This window comes from Gordonia sp. 852002-10350_SCH5691597, assembly GCF_001665715.1.
Taxonomy (GTDB): Bacteria; Actinomycetota; Actinomycetes; order Mycobacteriales; family Mycobacteriaceae; genus Gordonia; species Gordonia sputi.
This window is the reverse complement of the sequence record NZ_LZMO01000145.1, coordinates 1-17,073: the sequence shown is the minus strand read 5'-3', so window position 1 is coordinate 17,073 and position 17,073 is coordinate 1. Positions and strand designations below refer to the sequence as shown.

Sequence of the window (17,073 nt, the reverse complement as noted above, 5' to 3'; positions counted from 1 at the left end):
ATTCCCATTCTGTCACTCAGACAGGGCATTTCGTCTATCCCTCACCGCCCAAACGAATACGAATCGGTGGATCGAGGCTTAACCCCGGTGCGCAGATACTCGTCCCGGACTGCCTGCGCGAACGAGCAACTCGTCACCGACGTACCCGCCGACACTCCGGCGCCGCAACTGACCGCTCCCGGCGGCGGGGTCGCAGGCGGCGCGACCGTCACGGTGGAGGTCGGCGCCGGATTAACCGTCTGCGTGACTGTGGGCGTCGACTGCGTGTCGGTCGACGAATCCGAGCTCCGATTGAGCAGGAAGTACGCGCCGACGATGAGCAGGCCGATGATCACCAGAGCGGCAACGCAGATCAGCACGATCAGCAACGACTTGTCCCGACCCTGCGAACGTCCAGGCGGCGGATACTGCTGCGGGTAGGCCGACTGGGGGTAAGCGGGCGGGGGGTACGACATCGGTGCGGGGGCCGATGGATACGCGGGACCAGGCTGGGTCGGTTCGGAACGGGGCGGCTCCGGATAGGAGTAGTCGGCGTACATCGGCGGCTGATAGGCGCTCGGGTCGGCATCCTGTGACGTCCCCGGGTAGCCCGACGGATCCGTATACGCATTCGTGGACTTCCGGTAGTCGCCGGAGTCGTAGCCGCCGGTGGGGTCGTGGCCGGTGGGGTCGTAGCGTGAATCACCGCCCCCGGGATACTCACCCCCGGGACCTGACTGATCGTGCGGTGTCGGAGTCACACTGGCCACGTCCGATTCGTGAACATAGAGAAGAGAATATCCGGGATGGCAGATGATGCACGCCGGATCAGCGTAGCTACACCCCTCATTCAGATGACGTGGCCCCAGATGTCCACACTCAGATCACACCGTGAATCGGAGGGCTCTCCCCACGCAACACCCAGCGACCGATGTGCTGGTACTTCCAGCGCACCGGATCGTGCAGCGTGTGTGTCCTGGCGTTTCGCCAGAACCGATCGAGCGAGAGCTCGGCGGAGGCGCTGCGCGTGCCCGCAACCTCGAACAACGCAGAACTCACCGAATTCGACGCACGGTCGGCGACGGCCTTGGCGACAGCGACGGCAATCGACGCCTGAGCGGTGAGCGCTGGATCGTCGACGTCCTCGGCCGTCGCCGCGTCGACAGCTCTACTCGCCGCATCGAGCGTCGCTTCTGCCGCCGCGACCTCGACGCCGAGCTCACCGAAGCGTTGCACCGTCAACGGGTCGGCGTCTGCGCGTTCGACTCCTGCCTCGAACCACGGCCGCGACTTCGTGCGCACGAAGTCGGCGGCCGCGTCGAGTGCGCCGCGCGCGATACCGACGTCGATCGCGACGTGCAGTAGCTGGGCGAATGCGCCGTAGCCGGTCGGTTGAGCGACCGCCGGTGCGCGAGCCACGAGGTCGCCCGGGTCGACGTTGACCCCGGCGAACCTGACGGTCCCCGAGCCGGTCGTGCGCTGACCGAGGCCATTCCAGTCGTCGACGATCTCGACCCCAGGAGCGTCGGCCGCCACGAATGCGACGTACTCCCCCGGCTCGAACCCGCCTGCGGCTTCTTCGGTTTCGGACTCCGCGGTTTCGGCCCCCTCGGGCAAGCGCGTCAGTACGGCCAGGGTGTGCGCGAACAACGACCCTGTCGCATAGAACTTTTCGCCGTCGAGCACGAAGCGGTCGCCTTGCCGACGCAGCGTGGTGTTGATGTCCGCGACGGTCTTGCCACCCCGCTCCGACTGTGCGTTCGCGACACGGCCACCCTGCAGAACGTGACCGAAGATGCGCTGCGCCAACGCATCCGGCGCGGCCAGGCGGAGCAGGTTCAGATAGACGAAGTGGCTGTGCGGAATCTGCGCGATGTTGGGGTCTGCGGCCGCGAGTAGTCGGGCGACATCCGCGACGACGCTCGGCGCCAAGTCGGGACCGCCGAACCGCTGTGGGACGGTGATCGCGAGAAGCCCCGACGCGGACAGCTCGTCGATCTCCGCGTACGGGAGTCGGCGATCGCGGTCGCGCACCGCGGCGTCGACCTCGATCCGCGCCGCGACCTCACGTGCCCTCGCCAACGCCTCCGCAGCACTGGTCGGTACGACCACTGGATTCGCAGTCGGTACGGCGACTGGATCCGCAGTCGGTACGGTCTCTGCCGGCCGAGCAGTCAAACCTTCTGTCGCCGTTGATGTGTGGGGGTCTGTCGACACCGTCAGACCGTCGCGCTGCTTTCGGCGAGCTCGAGTTCGCGCACCAGCGGCAGCACACGCTCGCCGAAGTACTCGATCTCCTCCTGGAAGTGCAGGAATCCACCGAGAACGAGGTCGACGCCGAGCTTCTTGTACGCGACGATCCGCTCGGCGACCTGCTCCGGTGTACCGATCAGTTGCGTGCGGAAGCCGTCGTTGTACTGCACGAGATCCTCGAACGACGAGTCGGCCCACATGCCCTTCTTGTCGCCGGTCGAGCTGCCCGCCTGCTGTACCGCACTCCGAAAGCCTTCCACCGCAGGCTTGTTCGCCTTCTCGACGATCTCGCGCAGGGTGTCACGCGCCTCCGCTTCGGTGTCTCGCGCGATGATGAATCCGTTGAGTCCGAAGCGCACTTCGCGGTTGTGCGCGCGGGCCACGGCACGCAGATCGTCGAGCTGCTCGGTGACACCGTCGAAATCTTTGCCGTTGGAGAAGTACCAGTCGGAGTAGCGGCCACCATTATTGCGTGCCGCCGTGGAGTTACCGCCTTGGAACAGTTCGGGATTGGGCCGTTCCGGAGTGTTGAGCGGCTTGGGCTTGAGGGTGAAGTCGTGGATGCGGTAGAAGTCTCCGCGGTAGTCGACGTTGTCCTCGGTCCAGATCTTGCGGATCACCTCGAGGAATTCGCCGCTGCGTCGGTAGCGCTCGTCGTGCTCGAGCCACGGCTCACCGAGGTGGGTGAACTCGTCCTTGAACCAACCACTCACCACGTTGATCGCAAAACGCCCGCCCGACAAGATGTCTGCGGTCGCACCGAACTTGGCGAGCACTGCGGGATGCCACAGTCCGGGGTGAATGGCCGCGATCAGCTTCAGGCGTTCGGTCGCGCCGAGGAGCGCGAGGCTGAACGACGTCGACTCGTGCTGGAACTCGGCCCCGTAGCTCGCCTCGTACCGCACCTGGCTGAGCGCATACTCGAATCCGTTGTTCTCGGCGGTCTGCGCGAGACGCTTGTTGTACTCGAAGTCCCACCCGGTCCGCTGCTCGATGTCGCTCGTCACGAGCCCACCGGACACGTTCGGGACCCAATACGCGAACTTGATCTCGTCGGCGATCTTCTCGGTGGACATGACACTCCTGTTGCTCGGCGGACGTCCGCTCTCGGACACAATCGGAGTTCAGTGTCATCGACGACGCCACACCCGCCCACAGTTGTAATCGGCATGGATTCAAGTCGACGACATGCGCCGACCTGTTCCCTGCGCGACGACCCCTTTCCGGAGTCGGATGGTCAGCGGTCGTCGGACGGCTCCCACTGCGCCATACCGAGGAACACGATGACCAACTGGCGCTGAGTGCGTTCGATGATCGCCGACTCCGCGCCTCGGCCGCGGTGCTCGCCGTCGAGGATGTCGGCGACGGCGGTCAGCATGATGCTCACGATGAGTTCCGCGGCGAGTTCGAGGTCGTCAGCCGTCCAGTCGGCGAGGTCGGGTATCCGCGACAGGTCGATGGCCAATTCTTTCGAGAACAACCGCAACTCGGTGTCGATGGCCCGCCTGATCTCCGCCAAACCGCCGTGCTGTTCGCGGATCAGGAAACGAAACGCCGGCTCGTTGTCGTGCACGTGCTGCAGGAGGATGTCGAGTGAGTTCTTCGCGGTCGGCAGTGCCTGCCGCGCGGCGAGGTCGCGACGCCCTTCACGCAACGTGCGTCGCAGCACTCGCATCGAGTCCTCGACGAGCGTGACGCCCAGGTCTTCCATCGACGCGAAGTGCCGGTAGAACGCGGTGGGGACGATGCCTGCACCCCGCGCGACCTCCCGCAGGCTGATGCTTCCGAAGCTGCGTTCGGCGACGAGATCGAGGGTTGTACTGATCAACGCCTGCCGGGTGCGGTTCTTGCGATCGGCGCGAGTCTCGGCGTCAGCCTCCCGACCGCCATGGGCGGAGCCGGAGCGTCGAGTCCTGGTCACCTGCCCGAGCTTATCTTGCCGCAGGTCAGGCCGACCCACCGCCGTCGCTCACGCTGACGCACCGCCACCGGCGCGGCGACCACTCAGCCGGCGACCTCGAACAGCCCAGCGGCGCCCATACCTCCACCGATACACATCGTCACCACGCAATAGCGGACGCCGCGTCGACGACCCTCGGTCAACGCATGCCCGACGCACCGCGCACCCGTCATGCCGTACGGGTGACCGACCGAGATACCACCGCCGTCGACGTTGAACCTCTCCGGATCGATACCGATCTCGTCGCGGCAGTAGAGGGCCTGCGACGCGAAAGCTTCGTTGAGCTCCCACAGACCGATGTCGTCGACGGTCAGCCCGTGCTGCTTGAGCAGTTTCGGCACCGCGAATACCGGCCCGATCCCCATCTCGTCGGGTGCACATCCCGCAACAGCCATGCCCCGGTAGACACCGAGCGGTTCCAGTCCACGTCGTGACGCTTCGCGGGCTTCCATCAACACCGACGCCGACGCGCCGTCGGACAACTGCGACGCATTTCCCGCCGTGACGGTCGACGTCGCGGTGACCGCTCCGTCGGGAAGCACCGCGCGCAAACCGGCGAGCGACTCGCTCGTCGTCGACGGACGGTTGCCCTCGTCGCGATCGAGCATGACCTCCTGCTCCGACGTTTCACCCGTTTCCTTGTCGACGACCAGCTTGGTGGTCCGCAGCGGCACGATCTCGTCGTCGAACCGGCCGGCCTCCTGCGCTGCCGCTGTTCGCTGCTGGGAGATCAGTGCCAGCTCGTCCTGGCGCTCCCGGCTGACGCCGTACCGTTCCGCGACGATCTCCGCGGTCTGCAGCATCGGCATGTAGATGTCGCCGACATTGGCAACGAGCCACGGGTCCTGAGCCCGGTAGTTGTTCGCATGGTCGTTCTGTACCAACGAGATCGACTCGACGCCGCCACCGATGGCGATCTCCATGCCGTCGTCGACGATCTGCTTGGCGGCCGTCGCAATGGCCATCAGGCCGGACGCGCACTGCCGGTCGACGCTCATGCCCGACACCGAGTTGGGCAGTCCCGCACGCAGCAGCGCCTGGCGGGCGATGTTGAACCCGGTCGAGCCCTGCTGCATGGCGGCACCGAGCACGACGTCCTCGACCTCGCCGCCCTCAATACCTGCCCGCGACACCGCATGTGCGATGGAGTGCCCGGCGAGCTCTTGTGCCTGGGTGTTGTTGAACGCTCCTCGGTACGCCCTGCCGATCGGGGTGCGTGCGGTGGAGACGATGACTGCTTCGCGCATGAGTGTCCGTTCTTTCTGGTGCTGGTGCTTCTCGCGTGCTGGTGTTTTGCTTTGAGGTGTATGGCGGGCTCAGGGAATGAACACGAGGCGACCGACGGTCGTGCCCTCGCCAAGACGACCAACACCGTCGGCAACGGCGGACAGCGCAAGTCGTTCGCCCACAAGAGGTTTGACAAGACCCTTGTCGGCCAACCTGGTCAGTTCGGCGTGGCACTCGTCGATCACCGCCGGGTTCTTGGTCTGGTAGAGACCCCAGTGCAGCCCGACGATCGAGTAGTTCTTGATCAACGCATGGTTGAGTGCGGGTTGCGGAATGGTGCCTCCTGCGAAGCCGATCACCACAATGCGCCCCTCGAATGCGATGCACTTGGTCGATCCGGCGTACGCGTCGCCGCCCACCGGGTCGAAGACGATGTCGGCGCCGTGTCCGCCGGTGAACTCCTTGACCGCGGACACGAAGTCCTCGGAGCGCCGATCGACGACGATGTCTGCACCGAGTTCCTTGGCGTACAAAGCCTTTTCCGGTCCACCAACGACACCGATGACCTGCGCACCCGCAGCCTTGCCCAATTGAACTGCCGCACTGCCGACGCCTCCTGCGGCCGCGTGCACGAGCAGGTAGTCGCCCTCGGCGATCTGCGTCCGACGGTGCAGCGCGAACCATGCGGTCTGGTAGCCGATGCTCAGAGCGGCTGCCTCTGCGTCGTCGAGTGCATCGGGAGCGTGAAAGACGTTGGCCTGATTCATCAACGCGTACTCGGCGAACGCGCCGCCCGGCAGATTCGGGTTTCCCACGACCCGCTCGCCGACGACGGCACGATCGACTCCCTCACCGATGGCGACAACCTCACCACACAGTTCGACGCCGGGCGTGAACGGCAGCGGCGGTTTGATCTGGTACTTGCCCTGGCAGAGCAGGACATCGGGGAAGTTGGCCGGCGTGGCAAGAACTTTCACCAGAACCTCGCCGGGGCCTGCCGTGGGTGTATCGACCTCTTCTAGGGTCAGAACGTCGCGGGGATCACCGAGTTCGTTGACGCGCCAGGCTTTCATGGATGTGTCTCCTTCTATGGACTTCGAATGATGTTGTGGGATAGGCGGTGCCGAGGGCCGCGCCTTCGACGAGCAGGAGTCAGGCTGCGAGGTCGATCAGTTCGGCGAGGCGTCGGCGATGCCAGTAGCCGGTTCCGAACGCGAGTTGATCGGCCTTGGCCCGTTTGAGGTAGAGATGCGCCGGATACTCCCAGGTCATCCCGATACCGCCGTGAAGCTGCACGCATTCCTCCGCAGCGCGTACGGCGACGTCTCCGCAATACGACGCCGCCATGTGCGCAGCGATGGTCGCATCGAGGTCGCCGTGCGCCGCGGTGTCGGCGGCATAGCGGGCTGCCGCGCGTGCCGAACTGACTTCGAGCCAGAGGTCTGCCAGTCGGTGTTTGATCGCCTGGTACGAGCCGATCACCCTGCCGAACTGTCGACGCTCCTTGACATACGCGAGCGTCGTGTCGAGGCACCACTGCGCCACGCCGTACTGTTCGGAGGCCAGTAGTGCCACCGCGGTGGTGACGGCCGCCGTCAGCGCGGTTGCAGCGTCGGCGGTGTCGACTCGATTGGCGCGGACCCCGACCAGCTCGACGTCCGCGAGCGGACGCGTCATATCCAGCGACACAACGGGTTCGACGACGACTCCGGTGGCATCGGCGGCCACCACATGCAGCTCCAGCCCGTCCGGTCCGTTGACCGGGATGACGAGCAGATCCGCCTGTGCCGCACCGGCTACCGTCTCGACCCTGCCGTGCAGGACGCCGTCGACAGCATCGACCGACGCCGCAACGGCACCCGGCGTCGTCGAGAACGGAATCAACAGTGCGCCCGTCTGCTCTCCCCCGGCGAGAGCACTGACCGTGTCTACGTCGCCCGCGTGCAGGAGCGCCTCGGTCGCGAGCACCGCGCTCGTCAGGAACGGGGTGGGCGCCACGGCGCGACCGATCTCCTCGAAGACCACAGCGGCCTCCCGCTCGGTCGCCCCTGCGCCGCCGAGGCGTTCGGGCACAAGCAATCCCGCGACGCCGATCTCACCGGCAAGCGACCTCCAGAACGCAGCAGTGTCGATGGCCGGCTCGTCGTAGCTCGCCGACAGCGCAGCAGGGTCGAGTCGGTCCTCGAAGAGCCTGCGCACCGCGGCACGCAGCGCCTCCTCGGTATCGCCATAGGCAAGGTCCGGCTGCCCGGACTGCGGTGCAGTCGTCGGTTGCACAGACTGCGGTGCAGTCGTCGGCGCGGCGCCAGATGCAGTAGCAGTTGCGGTTGTGGTTGTGGTCACCGTGGTAGGTCCTTCCATGCGATTCCCTTGTCGACGCGGTGTTCCGGCGGCAGGCCGAGCACGCGCTCGGCCACGACGTTGCGCAGGATCTCCGACGTTCCGCCCTCGATCGAGTTGCCCTTTGCCCGCAGATATCGGTATCCCGGCCCGCGTCCGGTGAAGTCGACGGTGTCCGGGCGTCGCAACGTCCAGTCGTCGTAGCGCAGTCCTTCGTCGCCTGCCAACTCGAGTTGAGTCCCGAGATCGCTTGTGCCTGACGGGCAAAAGCCAGCTTCATCGCGGAGCCCTCGGGGCCCGGTTGGCCCGCCGCGAGCTGTTGGCGGAGGCGTTCTCCGGCGAGGCGGGTGACCTCTGCGTCGATCCACAGTTGCATCACCCGATCCAATGCCGCGGGCTCGCGGTCGTCCGGATTCTGGCGCCACCACTGCGCGAGCTTGCCGATCATCCCGCCCTCCCGGGGATTACCGGAGCCGATGGCAACCCGCTCGTTGTTGAGAGTCGTGGTGGCAACCCGCCATCCGTTGCCGACGTCGCTGATGCGGTCGGCGTCGGACACACGGACGTCGGTGAGGAAGACCTCGTTGAACTCCGCTTCTCCGGTGATCTGGCGCAGCGGCCGGATCTCGATACCCGGCGCACTCATGTCGACGACGAAGTACGTGAGCCCGGAGTGTTTCACCGCGCCGGGGTCGGTGCGCGCCACCAGGATTGCGCGCTGGGCGTTGTGCGCGCCCGATGTCCACACCTTCTGACCGTTGACCACCCACGAGTCTCCGTCGCGTACCGCACGCGTTGCCACGCCTGCGAGGTCCGACCCCGCTCCCGGCTCGCTGAACAACTGGCAGTAGATGTGTTCACCTGTGTAGAGCGGACGTAGGAAACGGGCGCGCTGTTCCTCGGTGCCGAGCGCGGCGATCGTCGGTGCCGCCATTCCCAGTCCGATTCCGTTGCGACCGCGCGCGGGCCCCGGAGCACCGGCCGCGTCGAGCGCGGCATCCACGCCGGCCTGATAGGTCTGCGCGATTCCGAGTCCACCGTGGCCGACCGGGAAGTGCACCCAGGCCAGTCCGGCATCGAAACGTGCACCGAGGAAATCGCTTTCGGATGTCTCGGTCGGCGGATGGGTGGCGAGCAGCTGTGTCACGCGCGCGTCGAGGTCGGCGGTGATGTCGTCGGATACGGGCGCTGAAGCATCCTGGAGCACTGGGCATCGATCCTTTCAGGTAGCGGTGGAGTGATCGGCGAGGCGCGTGCCGTCAGTCCTTCGGTCCGCCGGCCACGTAGACGACCTGGCCGGAGACGAATCCCGCTCCCTCGGAGATGAAAAACGAGGCAGTGTGTGCGATGTCCTCCGGCTTTCCGGTTCGTGCGACGGGAATCGCTGCGGCACTGGCCTTCTTGAGCTCATCGAAGTCGACGCCCATCCGCGCGGCGGTCGCCGCTGTCATGTCCGTCTCGATGAATCCCGGTGCGATGGCGTTGGCCGTCACGCCGAACTTGCCCAGTTCGATCGCGAGCGTCTTGGTGAAGCCCTGCATGCCCGCCTTGGCCGCGGAGTAGTTGGCCTGACCACGGTTACCGAGCGCCGAGGTGCTCGACAGATTCACGATCCGACCCCATCCGGCGTCGACCATGTACTTCTGCGCTGCCTTGCTGACGTTGAAGGCACCGCGCAGATGCACCGCCATGACCGTGTCCCAGTCGTCGACGCTCATCTTGAACAGGAGGTTGTCGCGAAGCACGCCAGCATTGTTGACGACAACCGTCGGCGCGCCGAGTTCGGCGACAACCTTCTCTACGGCCGCGCTGACCGATGCCTCGTCGGAGACGTCGGCGCCCACGGCGATCGCCTTGCCGCCGCCCGCGGTGATTGCGGCCACGGTGTCGGCGCATGCCGCGGCGTCGAGATCGAGCACCGCGACGGCAAGCCCGTCGTCGGCAAGCCTTTTCGCGATCGCGGCGCCGATTCCGCGCGCTGCTCCGGTGACGATCGCTACCTTCTGCTTCATGGTGTTTCCTCCGTTGTTCGGTATTGAGGTCGATCTCAGAATGTGCTGTATGTGAATGTGGTTGTGAGCGTTGATGTGTGGTCGTGCCCCGAGCGGACTATCGGTACTGCGAGGCGTCGCCGAGTCGTTGGCCGCCGTCGATTACCATCACCTCGCCGGTCATCCACGACGACGCGTCGGAGGCGAGAAAGACGATGGCCGACGCGATGTCCTCGGGCTCGCCGATTCGGCCGAGCGGCGTGGCAGCGGCAACCTGCGGCTCGTGCTCTCGCCACAGCGCCTCGGCGAGCTTGGTGCGGACGACGCCGGGCGCGACGCCGTTCACCCGGATGCGCGGAGACAATTCGAGCGACAGTTGCTCGGTGAGGTAGATCAGCGCCGATTTCGTGGTGTTGTACACACCGATGTTCGCCTCATGGACCATCCCGCCGATCGACGCGGTGTTGATGATCGATCCCCCGTGCTCACCCATCCACGCCTGCACGGCGAGCTTCGTCCACAGCAGGGGCGCCCAGAGGTTCACGTCGACGGTCTTGGCGAATCGTGCGTGGTCCTGGGTGATGAGCGGGCCTGCGGCGGGGTTGGTCCCGGCGTTGTTGACCAGGATGTCGATGCTGCCGAACCGCTCCAGCGTGAGTTCGACGCAGCGTTGCGCGGCATCTTCGTCGACAGCGTGGGCCGCGACGCCGAGCGCGCGAGGTCCGATCTGAGCGGCCGCCGCGTCGGCCGACTCCTGCTTGCGCGAGGTGACGACCACGTTGGCGCCGGCGTCAGCCAGTGCAACCGCGGCGGCGAGGCCGATACCGCGCGAGGCTCCGGACACCAGTGCCGTCCGTCCGGTGAGGTCGTGAGATGTCATGGCGCAGAGATCCTTTCGGTGGTGAGCAGGCCGACGTCCCCTCGGGTCGTCGTCGACGTCGTCGTTGAGAATGTGCTCGCGAGGCAGAGCGCCCCCTCACAAACTGACCCATAACGTGATCGCAGTCTCGACAACCATCTATAGTTGAAGGTGATTTCAGATTCAACATCGCCCCGAGGCGATCCGATCACAGGAGGAACCTTGACCACCGCAACACAGCCCGTCCGCCCGACCACGGCCGCCGATCTCACCGAGCTGGTCGGAACCGAACTGGGGCCGACGCCGTGGTACGCCGTGGAGCAGCACCGGGTGAATGCCTTCGCCGACGCCACCGACGACCACCAGTGGATTCACCTCGACACCGAGCGCGCCGCCGCCAGCGACCTCGGCGGGACGATCGCACACGGCCTGCTCACCCTGTCCCTCGGACCGCACCTGTCGAGCCAGTTGATCAAGTTCGACGGTTTCGCGCACAGCCTCAACTACGGCTACAACAAGGTCCGTTTCCCCGCTCCCGTACCCGTCGGTTCGCGCGTGCGTATGCGCGTCACCGTCGTGTCCGCCGACGAGGTATCCGGTGGCATCCAGGTCGTGACGTCGCAGGTCATGGAGCGTGAGGGCTCCGACAAGCCGGTGATGGTCGCCGAGTCGATCGCCCGGGTCGTCGCCGCTTCCTGACGGGCGAGACGACGTGTCCACCCACTTTGATCTGAAAGGCAACTCCCATGGTCAATCTCATCGATCCCGTCGCGCGTCACGCGACGACACGGCCCGATGCGACAGCTCTTCTCGGTGACTCGACGTCACTGACCTACGGAGAGTTCTACGACGCGGCGTTGGCCTATGCCGGGGCGCTGCGTGATGCGGGCATCCGACGCGGAGATCGTGTGCTGCTCGCGGCACCCTCAGTCCCCGAGTTCGCGATTGCCTACATGGGCATTCAGGCGCTCGGCGCCACCGTGATCACCGTCAACACGATGTCCACCGCCGCAGAGGTCGGCTACTTCCTCAGCAACTCGCAGGCGTCACTGGCCATCGGGCACGTCACGCTCGGCCCAGCAGTCGCCGATGCCGCAGTGCAGGCCGGTGTTCCCTCGTGGCAACTCGACGCCGCTACGGCGAGTCCGGGCAACGCGACCGCGACACCGCTGGAGACCCCCGTCGACCGCGCACCCGACGAGACCGCCGCCCTGCTCTACACCTCTGGCACCACCGGAAAGCCCAAAGGCGCCGAGCTGACGGTCAAGAACCTGCTGTCGGCCGGAGAGGTGGCAGGCGAGGTCAGCAGGGGCACCGCAGACGACAGATTGGGTACCGGACTGCCGCTGTTCCACGTCTTCGGTCAGGCGTCGGTGATGATGGCGGCCTTCACCACGGGCGCATCAATGTCGCTGCTGAGCCGGTTCACCCCGCGCGGAATGATCGACATGCTCGCCCGCGATCGGCTGACAGTGATGTGCGGCGTACCGACCATGTGGAACGCGATGCTGCACGAGGCGACGGAAGCGGACGGCGAAGGTTTTGCACATCTGCGCGTTGCCGTCTCCGGCGGAGCGTCGCTGCCCGGGGAGATCGCACGCGCCTTCGAGGAGCGCTTCGGGTGCACCCTGCTCGAGGGCTACGGGTTGACCGAGACCACCGCGATGGCGACGTTCAACGACATCGACCGCGGCGGAAAGATCGGTAGCACCGGCGCCGTGGTGCCGCGCATGCGCGTCGAGGTACGCGACGCCGACGGGGCCGTGTGCGCACCGGGCGTCGTCGGTGAGGTGTTCATCGCGGGCGACATGGTGTTCAGGGGTTACTGGCGCAATGACGAGGCGACCGCCGCGGCACTGTCGCACAACGGTTGGTTCCGCACAGGCGATCTCGGCGAGATCGACGTCGACGGTGATCTACGGATCGTCGACCGCGTGAAGGATCTGATCATCCGTGGTGGCTACAACGTCTATCCCGGCGAGGTCGAGGAGATCCTCTACCAGCATCCGGATGTGGTCGAAGCGGCAGTCGTCGGCGTCCCCGACAGCCACTACGGCGAAGAAGTCGCGGCGGTCGTCGTACTGACGCCGGGAGCAACAACCACGCACGAGGATATCGAGTCGTGGTGTCGAGAGCGGTTGTCCGCCTACAAGATTCCCCGCATGGTCTTGTTCGTCGACGAGCTACCCAAGGGATCGACCGGAAAGATCCTCAAACGCAACATTGATCGCACGGCCCTGAGGAGGACCACCGCATGAGTGCAGTCAACCGCCAGATCAGACTCGCGGCTCGACCCACGGGTGAGATCGACGAGAACACCTTCACCGTCACCGAAGAACCGATCCCACAACCGTCGGCGGGCGAGTTCGTGGTCGCCGTCGACTATGTCTCAGTCGATCCCGCCATGCGCGGTTGGCTCGACGACGTGCCGTCGTACATCCCCCCGGTGGGTATCGGCGAGGTCATGCGCGCACACGCCGTCGGCACCGTCGTGGCGTCGGAGAATGACAAGTATCCCGTGGACACCGTGGTGTCCGGACCGTTCGGTGCGCAGGAGTACGCCGTGTCCGACGGCCACGACATCATGGTGGTCGATACCGATCTCGCGCCTGCACCGACCTGGCTCGGCGCGCTCGGATTCCCCGGAATGACAGCGTATTTCGGGCTGCTCGACGTCGCACAGACGAAGCCTGGCGACACAGTGCTGATCTCGGGCGCGGCGGGCGCCGTCGGTAGCGTCGCCGGCCAGATCGCAAAGCTTATGGGCTGCAGGGTGATCGGGGTGGCCGGTGGCGAGCGCAAGTGCTCATGGCTGACCGACGAACTCGGATTCGACGCCGCCATCGACTACAAGCAGGGCTCCATCGGCAGACCGCTGCGTGCGGCCGCTCCCAAGGGCATCGACGTGTACTTCGACAATGTCGGTGGCGATGTGCTCAATTCGGCTCTGGCACAGCTGCGTACACACGCACGGGTGGCGATCTGCGGAGCGATCTCGGGGTACAACGCCACGACGCCCCTACCCGGACCGTCGCGCTACCTGTCGCTGTTGATCAACCGCGCGTCGATGGCCGGATTCATCATCTTCGACTACCGGCGTCGCTACCCGGAGGCTCAGGCCGCATTGCAAGCCTGGATTCGGTCGGGTCAGATCACCGCGGCCGAGCAGGTCGAGAAGGGCGACATCACGGCGTTCGGCGACACTCTCGCCATGCTGTTCTCTGGAGCCAACACGGGCAAGCTGGTGTTGCAGATCCGTTAGCCCGATCGGGCCCCCCAAGGGGTGTAACCGTTTCGTACGAAACCCAGAGCGGGGGAGGAGATTTCCTCCCCCGCTCTGGGTTTTCTCACGCTGTTCTGTTGTTCCGCTCTTACTGGTGTCGCTGACGACCGAGCTGACGAATCCACGCCCGTGAGTCGGCGGGATCGATCACATCGTCGAGTTCGAAGGTCGTGGCGGAGTGCAGCGCCTTGCCGTGCTCGTACGCTTTCGCCACCAACTCGGCGAACAACGCGTCCCGCTCGGCAGGATCATCGATCGCCTCGAGCTCCTTTCGGAATCCGAGTCGTACCGAACCCTCCAGTCCCATCGGTCCGATCTCGCCCGTCGGCCACGCGACGGTGAACTGCGGTGCGTGGAACGAGCCGCCCGCCATTGCCATCGCACCGAGACCGTAGCCCTTGCGCAGGATGATCGTTCCCAACGGCACAGTCAGCCGCGCACCGGCGACGAACAACCGTGAGAACCGGCGCACGGTTGCATGCTCCTCCGAATCCGGCCCCACCATGAATCCCGGTGTGTCACAGAGGGTCACCACTGGGAGCCTGTGTGCTTCGCACATTTCCAGGAAGTCGGCAGTCTTGTCGGCGGCCTCCGCGTCGATCGCGCCGCCGAGGTGCGCACTCGAGTTCGCGACCACTCCGTATGCCACGCCTTCGACTCGGATCAGGGCGGTGACGACTCCCATGCCGTAGTCGGCCCGCACCTCGAGCGTTGAGGCGCGATCCGCAATGGAGTCGATCGCCTCGCGAACGTCGTAGGCGCGCAGGCGATTCTCGGGTACCACGTGTCGGGAGAGCCTGGTGTCCGGCGCGTCCCAGTCGACGACGTCGCCCTGGAAGTACGCCAGGTATCGCCGTGCCAGATCGACGGCGTCGGCTTCGTCGCGCGCCGCGATATGCACAACGCCGTTGCGGCGCTGCAGCTCGACCGGACCGATGTCCTCGGGACGGAAGACACCGAGACCACCGCCCTCGACCATTGCCGGACCGCCCATACCGATGTTGGCTTCGGGTGTGGCGATGAGGACGTCACACGCTCCGGCGAGTGCGGCATTGCCCGCGAAACACCGTCCTGAGACAACAGCGATCGTCGGCACCCGGCCGCGCAGTGAGGCCATCTCGCGAAACGTGTTGAGCTCCAGGCCCGCCGCACCGTTGGCATCGGTATCGCCCGGTCGGCCGCCACCGCCCTCGGCGAAGAGGACCAGTGGAACGTTCTTACGCTTGGCCAGCTCGATCAGGCGATCGGTCTTGGCGTGGTTGCGCATTCCCTGGGTGCCCGCCAGCACCGTGTAGTCGTACGAGATCACCACTGCTTCAGCAGCTTTGGCACCAAACCGGTCGGCGCCGATCGTCGCCACGCCGCCAACCAGTCCGTCGGCGGGAGTGTTCGCAACGAGGTCTTCTTCGGTGCGGCGCGTGCGCTGGGCTGCAAGAGCCAACGCCCCGTATTCGACGAAGCTGCCCTCGTCGACGAGGTCGGTGATGTTCTCGCGAGCGGTACGTCGACCGATTCGGTGGCGCTTGGCAACCGCGTCGGGACGCGCGCCGTCGAGCGTCACCTCGTGCCGCGCGTTGATCTCGGCGAGATCGGGCCGGATGTGGTCCGGGTCGATCTCGGCGCGAGTCTCGACATCTGCATCACCGCCGGCAGCTCCGACGACCGCCAACGGTCGACCGGTTGCGACGGCCTGACCCGGTTCGACCAGCGCCCGGATCAGTGTTGCCGCGGTGGGCACCGACACGGTGTGCTGCATCTTCATCGCTTCCAGCACGACGAGTGCCGTACCGGGCGCTGCGGCGACGCCCGCCTCCGCCACCTCGACGACCACCCCGGACATCGGGGCCACCAGCACGTCCTCGCCGTCGGCGAGTTCGACGTCGAGGACCGGCGCCTCGGCGTCGTCGGCGGTCGGCGCGGCCGCGCCTGCGGTGTCGAATTCGGTTGCACGCGCGACCAGTTCGTCGATGTGCTCGCCGAGGTATCCCGTCGTGACCGAGCCTGCGCCGAATGCCTTGTCGCCGAGTATCGCGCGTAGCAGGCCGACGTTGGTCGCGACGCCGTCGATGACGAATTCGCCCAACGCATCGGCGGTCTTGCGCGTCGCGATGGTGAAATCACCCCGCGCGGTGTGGCCGATCACCTTGGCGAGCAACGAATCGTAGCGCGGGCTCGTCGTGAGGCCCGGCCGCCCGAACGTGTCCACCCGCACCCCAGGTCCCGTTGGTGCTGAGAACGACCGCAACGTGCCCGATTGCGGCACCGTCGTGCCATCCGGGGTTGTGGTCTCCATGTTCACGCGCGCCTGGATCGCGACACCCGCCGTCTCCACGGGTGTTCCGGTCACGGCTTCACCGTCGGAGGTGATGCCCGCGGGTAGCCCCAGCTCTCCGAAGCGCCGGTCTGCGGCGATGGCCAACCCGATCTCGACGAGGTCGCAACCGGTCACCTCTTCGGTGATGGTGTGCTCCACCTGAATTCGCGGATTGACCTCGAGGAAGACGAATCGATCTCCCGCGACGAGGAACTCGACCGTCGCCAGCCCGCGATATCCGTTGGCGGCACACAGCCGTGCCGCGCACGCGTGCAGCCCGGCACGCATCTCGTCGGAGAGGTGTTGTGCCGGTGCGATCTCGATGAGCTTCTGATGTCTGCGCTGCACACTGCAGTCGCGATCACCGAGCGCGAGTGCCGTAGTTCCAGATGCCGTGGTTCCAGATGCCGTTGTCCCCGAGCTGGACTCAGCCGAGATGATCTGCACCTCGATGTGCCGCGCCGAGCCGCACAGCTCCTCGGCAAACAGGTCCGCGTTGCCGAATCCCGCCAGTGCCTCGGCGGCACACGTCTTCATCGCGTCGCCGATCTGGTCGGCAGAGGTGACCTCGCGCATGCCGCGACCGCCACCGCCTGCCACCGCTTTGATCATCACGCCCGACGGGTGCGCGGCGAGCAGTTGGGCGACCTGCGCCTCGTCGACCCCGCTCTCGGTGGCGTCGAGGACCGGCACCTCTGCAGCGATCGCTGCTCGTCGGGCCGACGCCTTGTCGCCGAACGTCTCGAGGGCTTGTGCCGACGGACCAACGAACCGCAGACCGGCGGCAGCACAGGCGCGCGCCAAACGTGGCTCCTCACTGAGGAATCCGTATCCGGGATGGACAAAGGTGGCGCCGGTGCGCTGCGC

At 66.1% G+C, this 17,073-nt stretch carries 13 protein-coding genes and 1 pseudogene; 3 read left to right on the top strand and 11 right to left on the bottom strand.

Annotated features, from left to right (window positions below; all coding sequences use genetic code 11):
* Positions 1-41: 41 nt before the first annotated feature.
* The 10 genes and pseudogenes from A5777_RS11155 to A5777_RS11110 all read right to left on the bottom strand — a co-directional run bounded on the left by A5777_RS11155 (position 42) and on the right by A5777_RS11110 (position 10,630).
* Positions 42-740 carry a hypothetical protein gene (locus A5777_RS11155; RefSeq protein ID WP_197502353.1) on the bottom strand — a complete coding sequence of 233 codons (699 nt, stop codon included), beginning with the start codon at positions 738-740 and terminating at the stop codon, positions 42-44.
* Between the two features lie 118 nt (positions 741-858).
* Entirely contained in the window at positions 859-2,091 is a 1,233-nt protein-coding gene (locus A5777_RS11150; RefSeq protein ID WP_064862709.1) for an SfnB family sulfur acquisition oxidoreductase, read from the bottom strand.
* A gap of 107 nt (positions 2,092-2,198) precedes the next feature.
* Positions 2,199-3,308 carry a dimethylsulfone monooxygenase SfnG gene (gene sfnG / locus A5777_RS11145; RefSeq protein ID WP_064862711.1) on the bottom strand — a complete coding sequence of 370 codons (1,110 nt, stop codon included), beginning with the start codon at positions 3,306-3,308 and terminating at the stop codon, positions 2,199-2,201.
* 161 nt (positions 3,309-3,469) lie between these two features.
* Positions 3,470-4,153: a TetR family transcriptional regulator gene (locus A5777_RS11140; protein ID WP_005202172.1), complete on the bottom strand. Its 684-nt coding sequence runs from the start codon at positions 4,151-4,153 to the stop codon at positions 3,470-3,472.
* Between the two features lie 83 nt (positions 4,154-4,236).
* Complete coding sequence (locus tag A5777_RS11135) at positions 4,237-5,439, bottom strand: acetyl-CoA C-acyltransferase (protein ID WP_064862708.1); 1,203 nt, start codon at positions 5,437-5,439, stop codon at positions 4,237-4,239.
* Positions 5,440-5,508: 69 nt separating this feature from the next.
* Complete coding sequence (locus A5777_RS11130) at positions 5,509-6,492, bottom strand: NADPH:quinone oxidoreductase family protein (RefSeq protein WP_005202179.1); 984 nt, start codon at positions 6,490-6,492, stop codon at positions 5,509-5,511.
* A gap of 79 nt (positions 6,493-6,571) precedes the next feature.
* Positions 6,572-7,696 (bottom strand): acyl-CoA dehydrogenase family protein, encoded by a 1,125-nt coding sequence (locus A5777_RS11125; RefSeq protein WP_064862707.1) that lies wholly within the window; start codon positions 7,694-7,696, stop codon positions 6,572-6,574.
* Positions 7,697-7,758: 62 nt separating this feature from the next.
* Positions 7,759-8,966: pseudogene (locus tag A5777_RS11120) on the bottom strand (acyl-CoA dehydrogenase family protein).
* A 52-nt stretch (positions 8,967-9,018) separates the two neighbouring features.
* Positions 9,019-9,771 (bottom strand): SDR family oxidoreductase, encoded by a 753-nt coding sequence (locus A5777_RS11115; RefSeq protein WP_064862706.1) that lies wholly within the window; start codon positions 9,769-9,771, stop codon positions 9,019-9,021.
* Between the two features lie 97 nt (positions 9,772-9,868).
* A complete protein-coding gene (locus A5777_RS11110) occupies positions 9,869-10,630 on the bottom strand; it encodes an SDR family oxidoreductase (protein WP_064862705.1) in 762 nt (253 codons plus the stop codon).
* Between the two features lie 201 nt (positions 10,631-10,831).
* On the opposite strand from A5777_RS11110, the gene A5777_RS11105 reads away from it, so the two are divergent.
* Genes A5777_RS11105 through A5777_RS11095 form a run of 3 tightly spaced genes read left to right on the top strand, consistent with a single transcriptional unit; the run spans position 10,832 to position 13,871 of the window.
* Complete coding sequence (locus A5777_RS11105) at positions 10,832-11,308, top strand: MaoC family dehydratase (RefSeq protein WP_064862710.1); 477 nt, start codon at positions 10,832-10,834, stop codon at positions 11,306-11,308.
* A 47-nt stretch (positions 11,309-11,355) separates the two neighbouring features.
* A complete protein-coding gene (locus A5777_RS11100) occupies positions 11,356-12,867 on the top strand; it encodes an AMP-binding protein (protein ID WP_064862704.1) in 1,512 nt (503 codons plus the stop codon).
* Positions 12,864-13,871: an NADP-dependent oxidoreductase gene (locus A5777_RS11095; RefSeq protein WP_064862703.1), complete on the top strand. Its 1,008-nt coding sequence runs from the start codon at positions 12,864-12,866 to the stop codon at positions 13,869-13,871. Before A5777_RS11100 ends, A5777_RS11095 begins: the two co-directional genes overlap by 4 nt.
* 109 nt (positions 13,872-13,980) lie before the next feature.
* Here A5777_RS11095 and A5777_RS11090 read toward each other — a convergent pair.
* Positions 13,981-17,073 (bottom strand): acetyl-CoA carboxylase family protein (locus tag A5777_RS11090; RefSeq protein WP_064862702.1); only part of this gene is annotated, 3,093 nt, incomplete at its 5' end.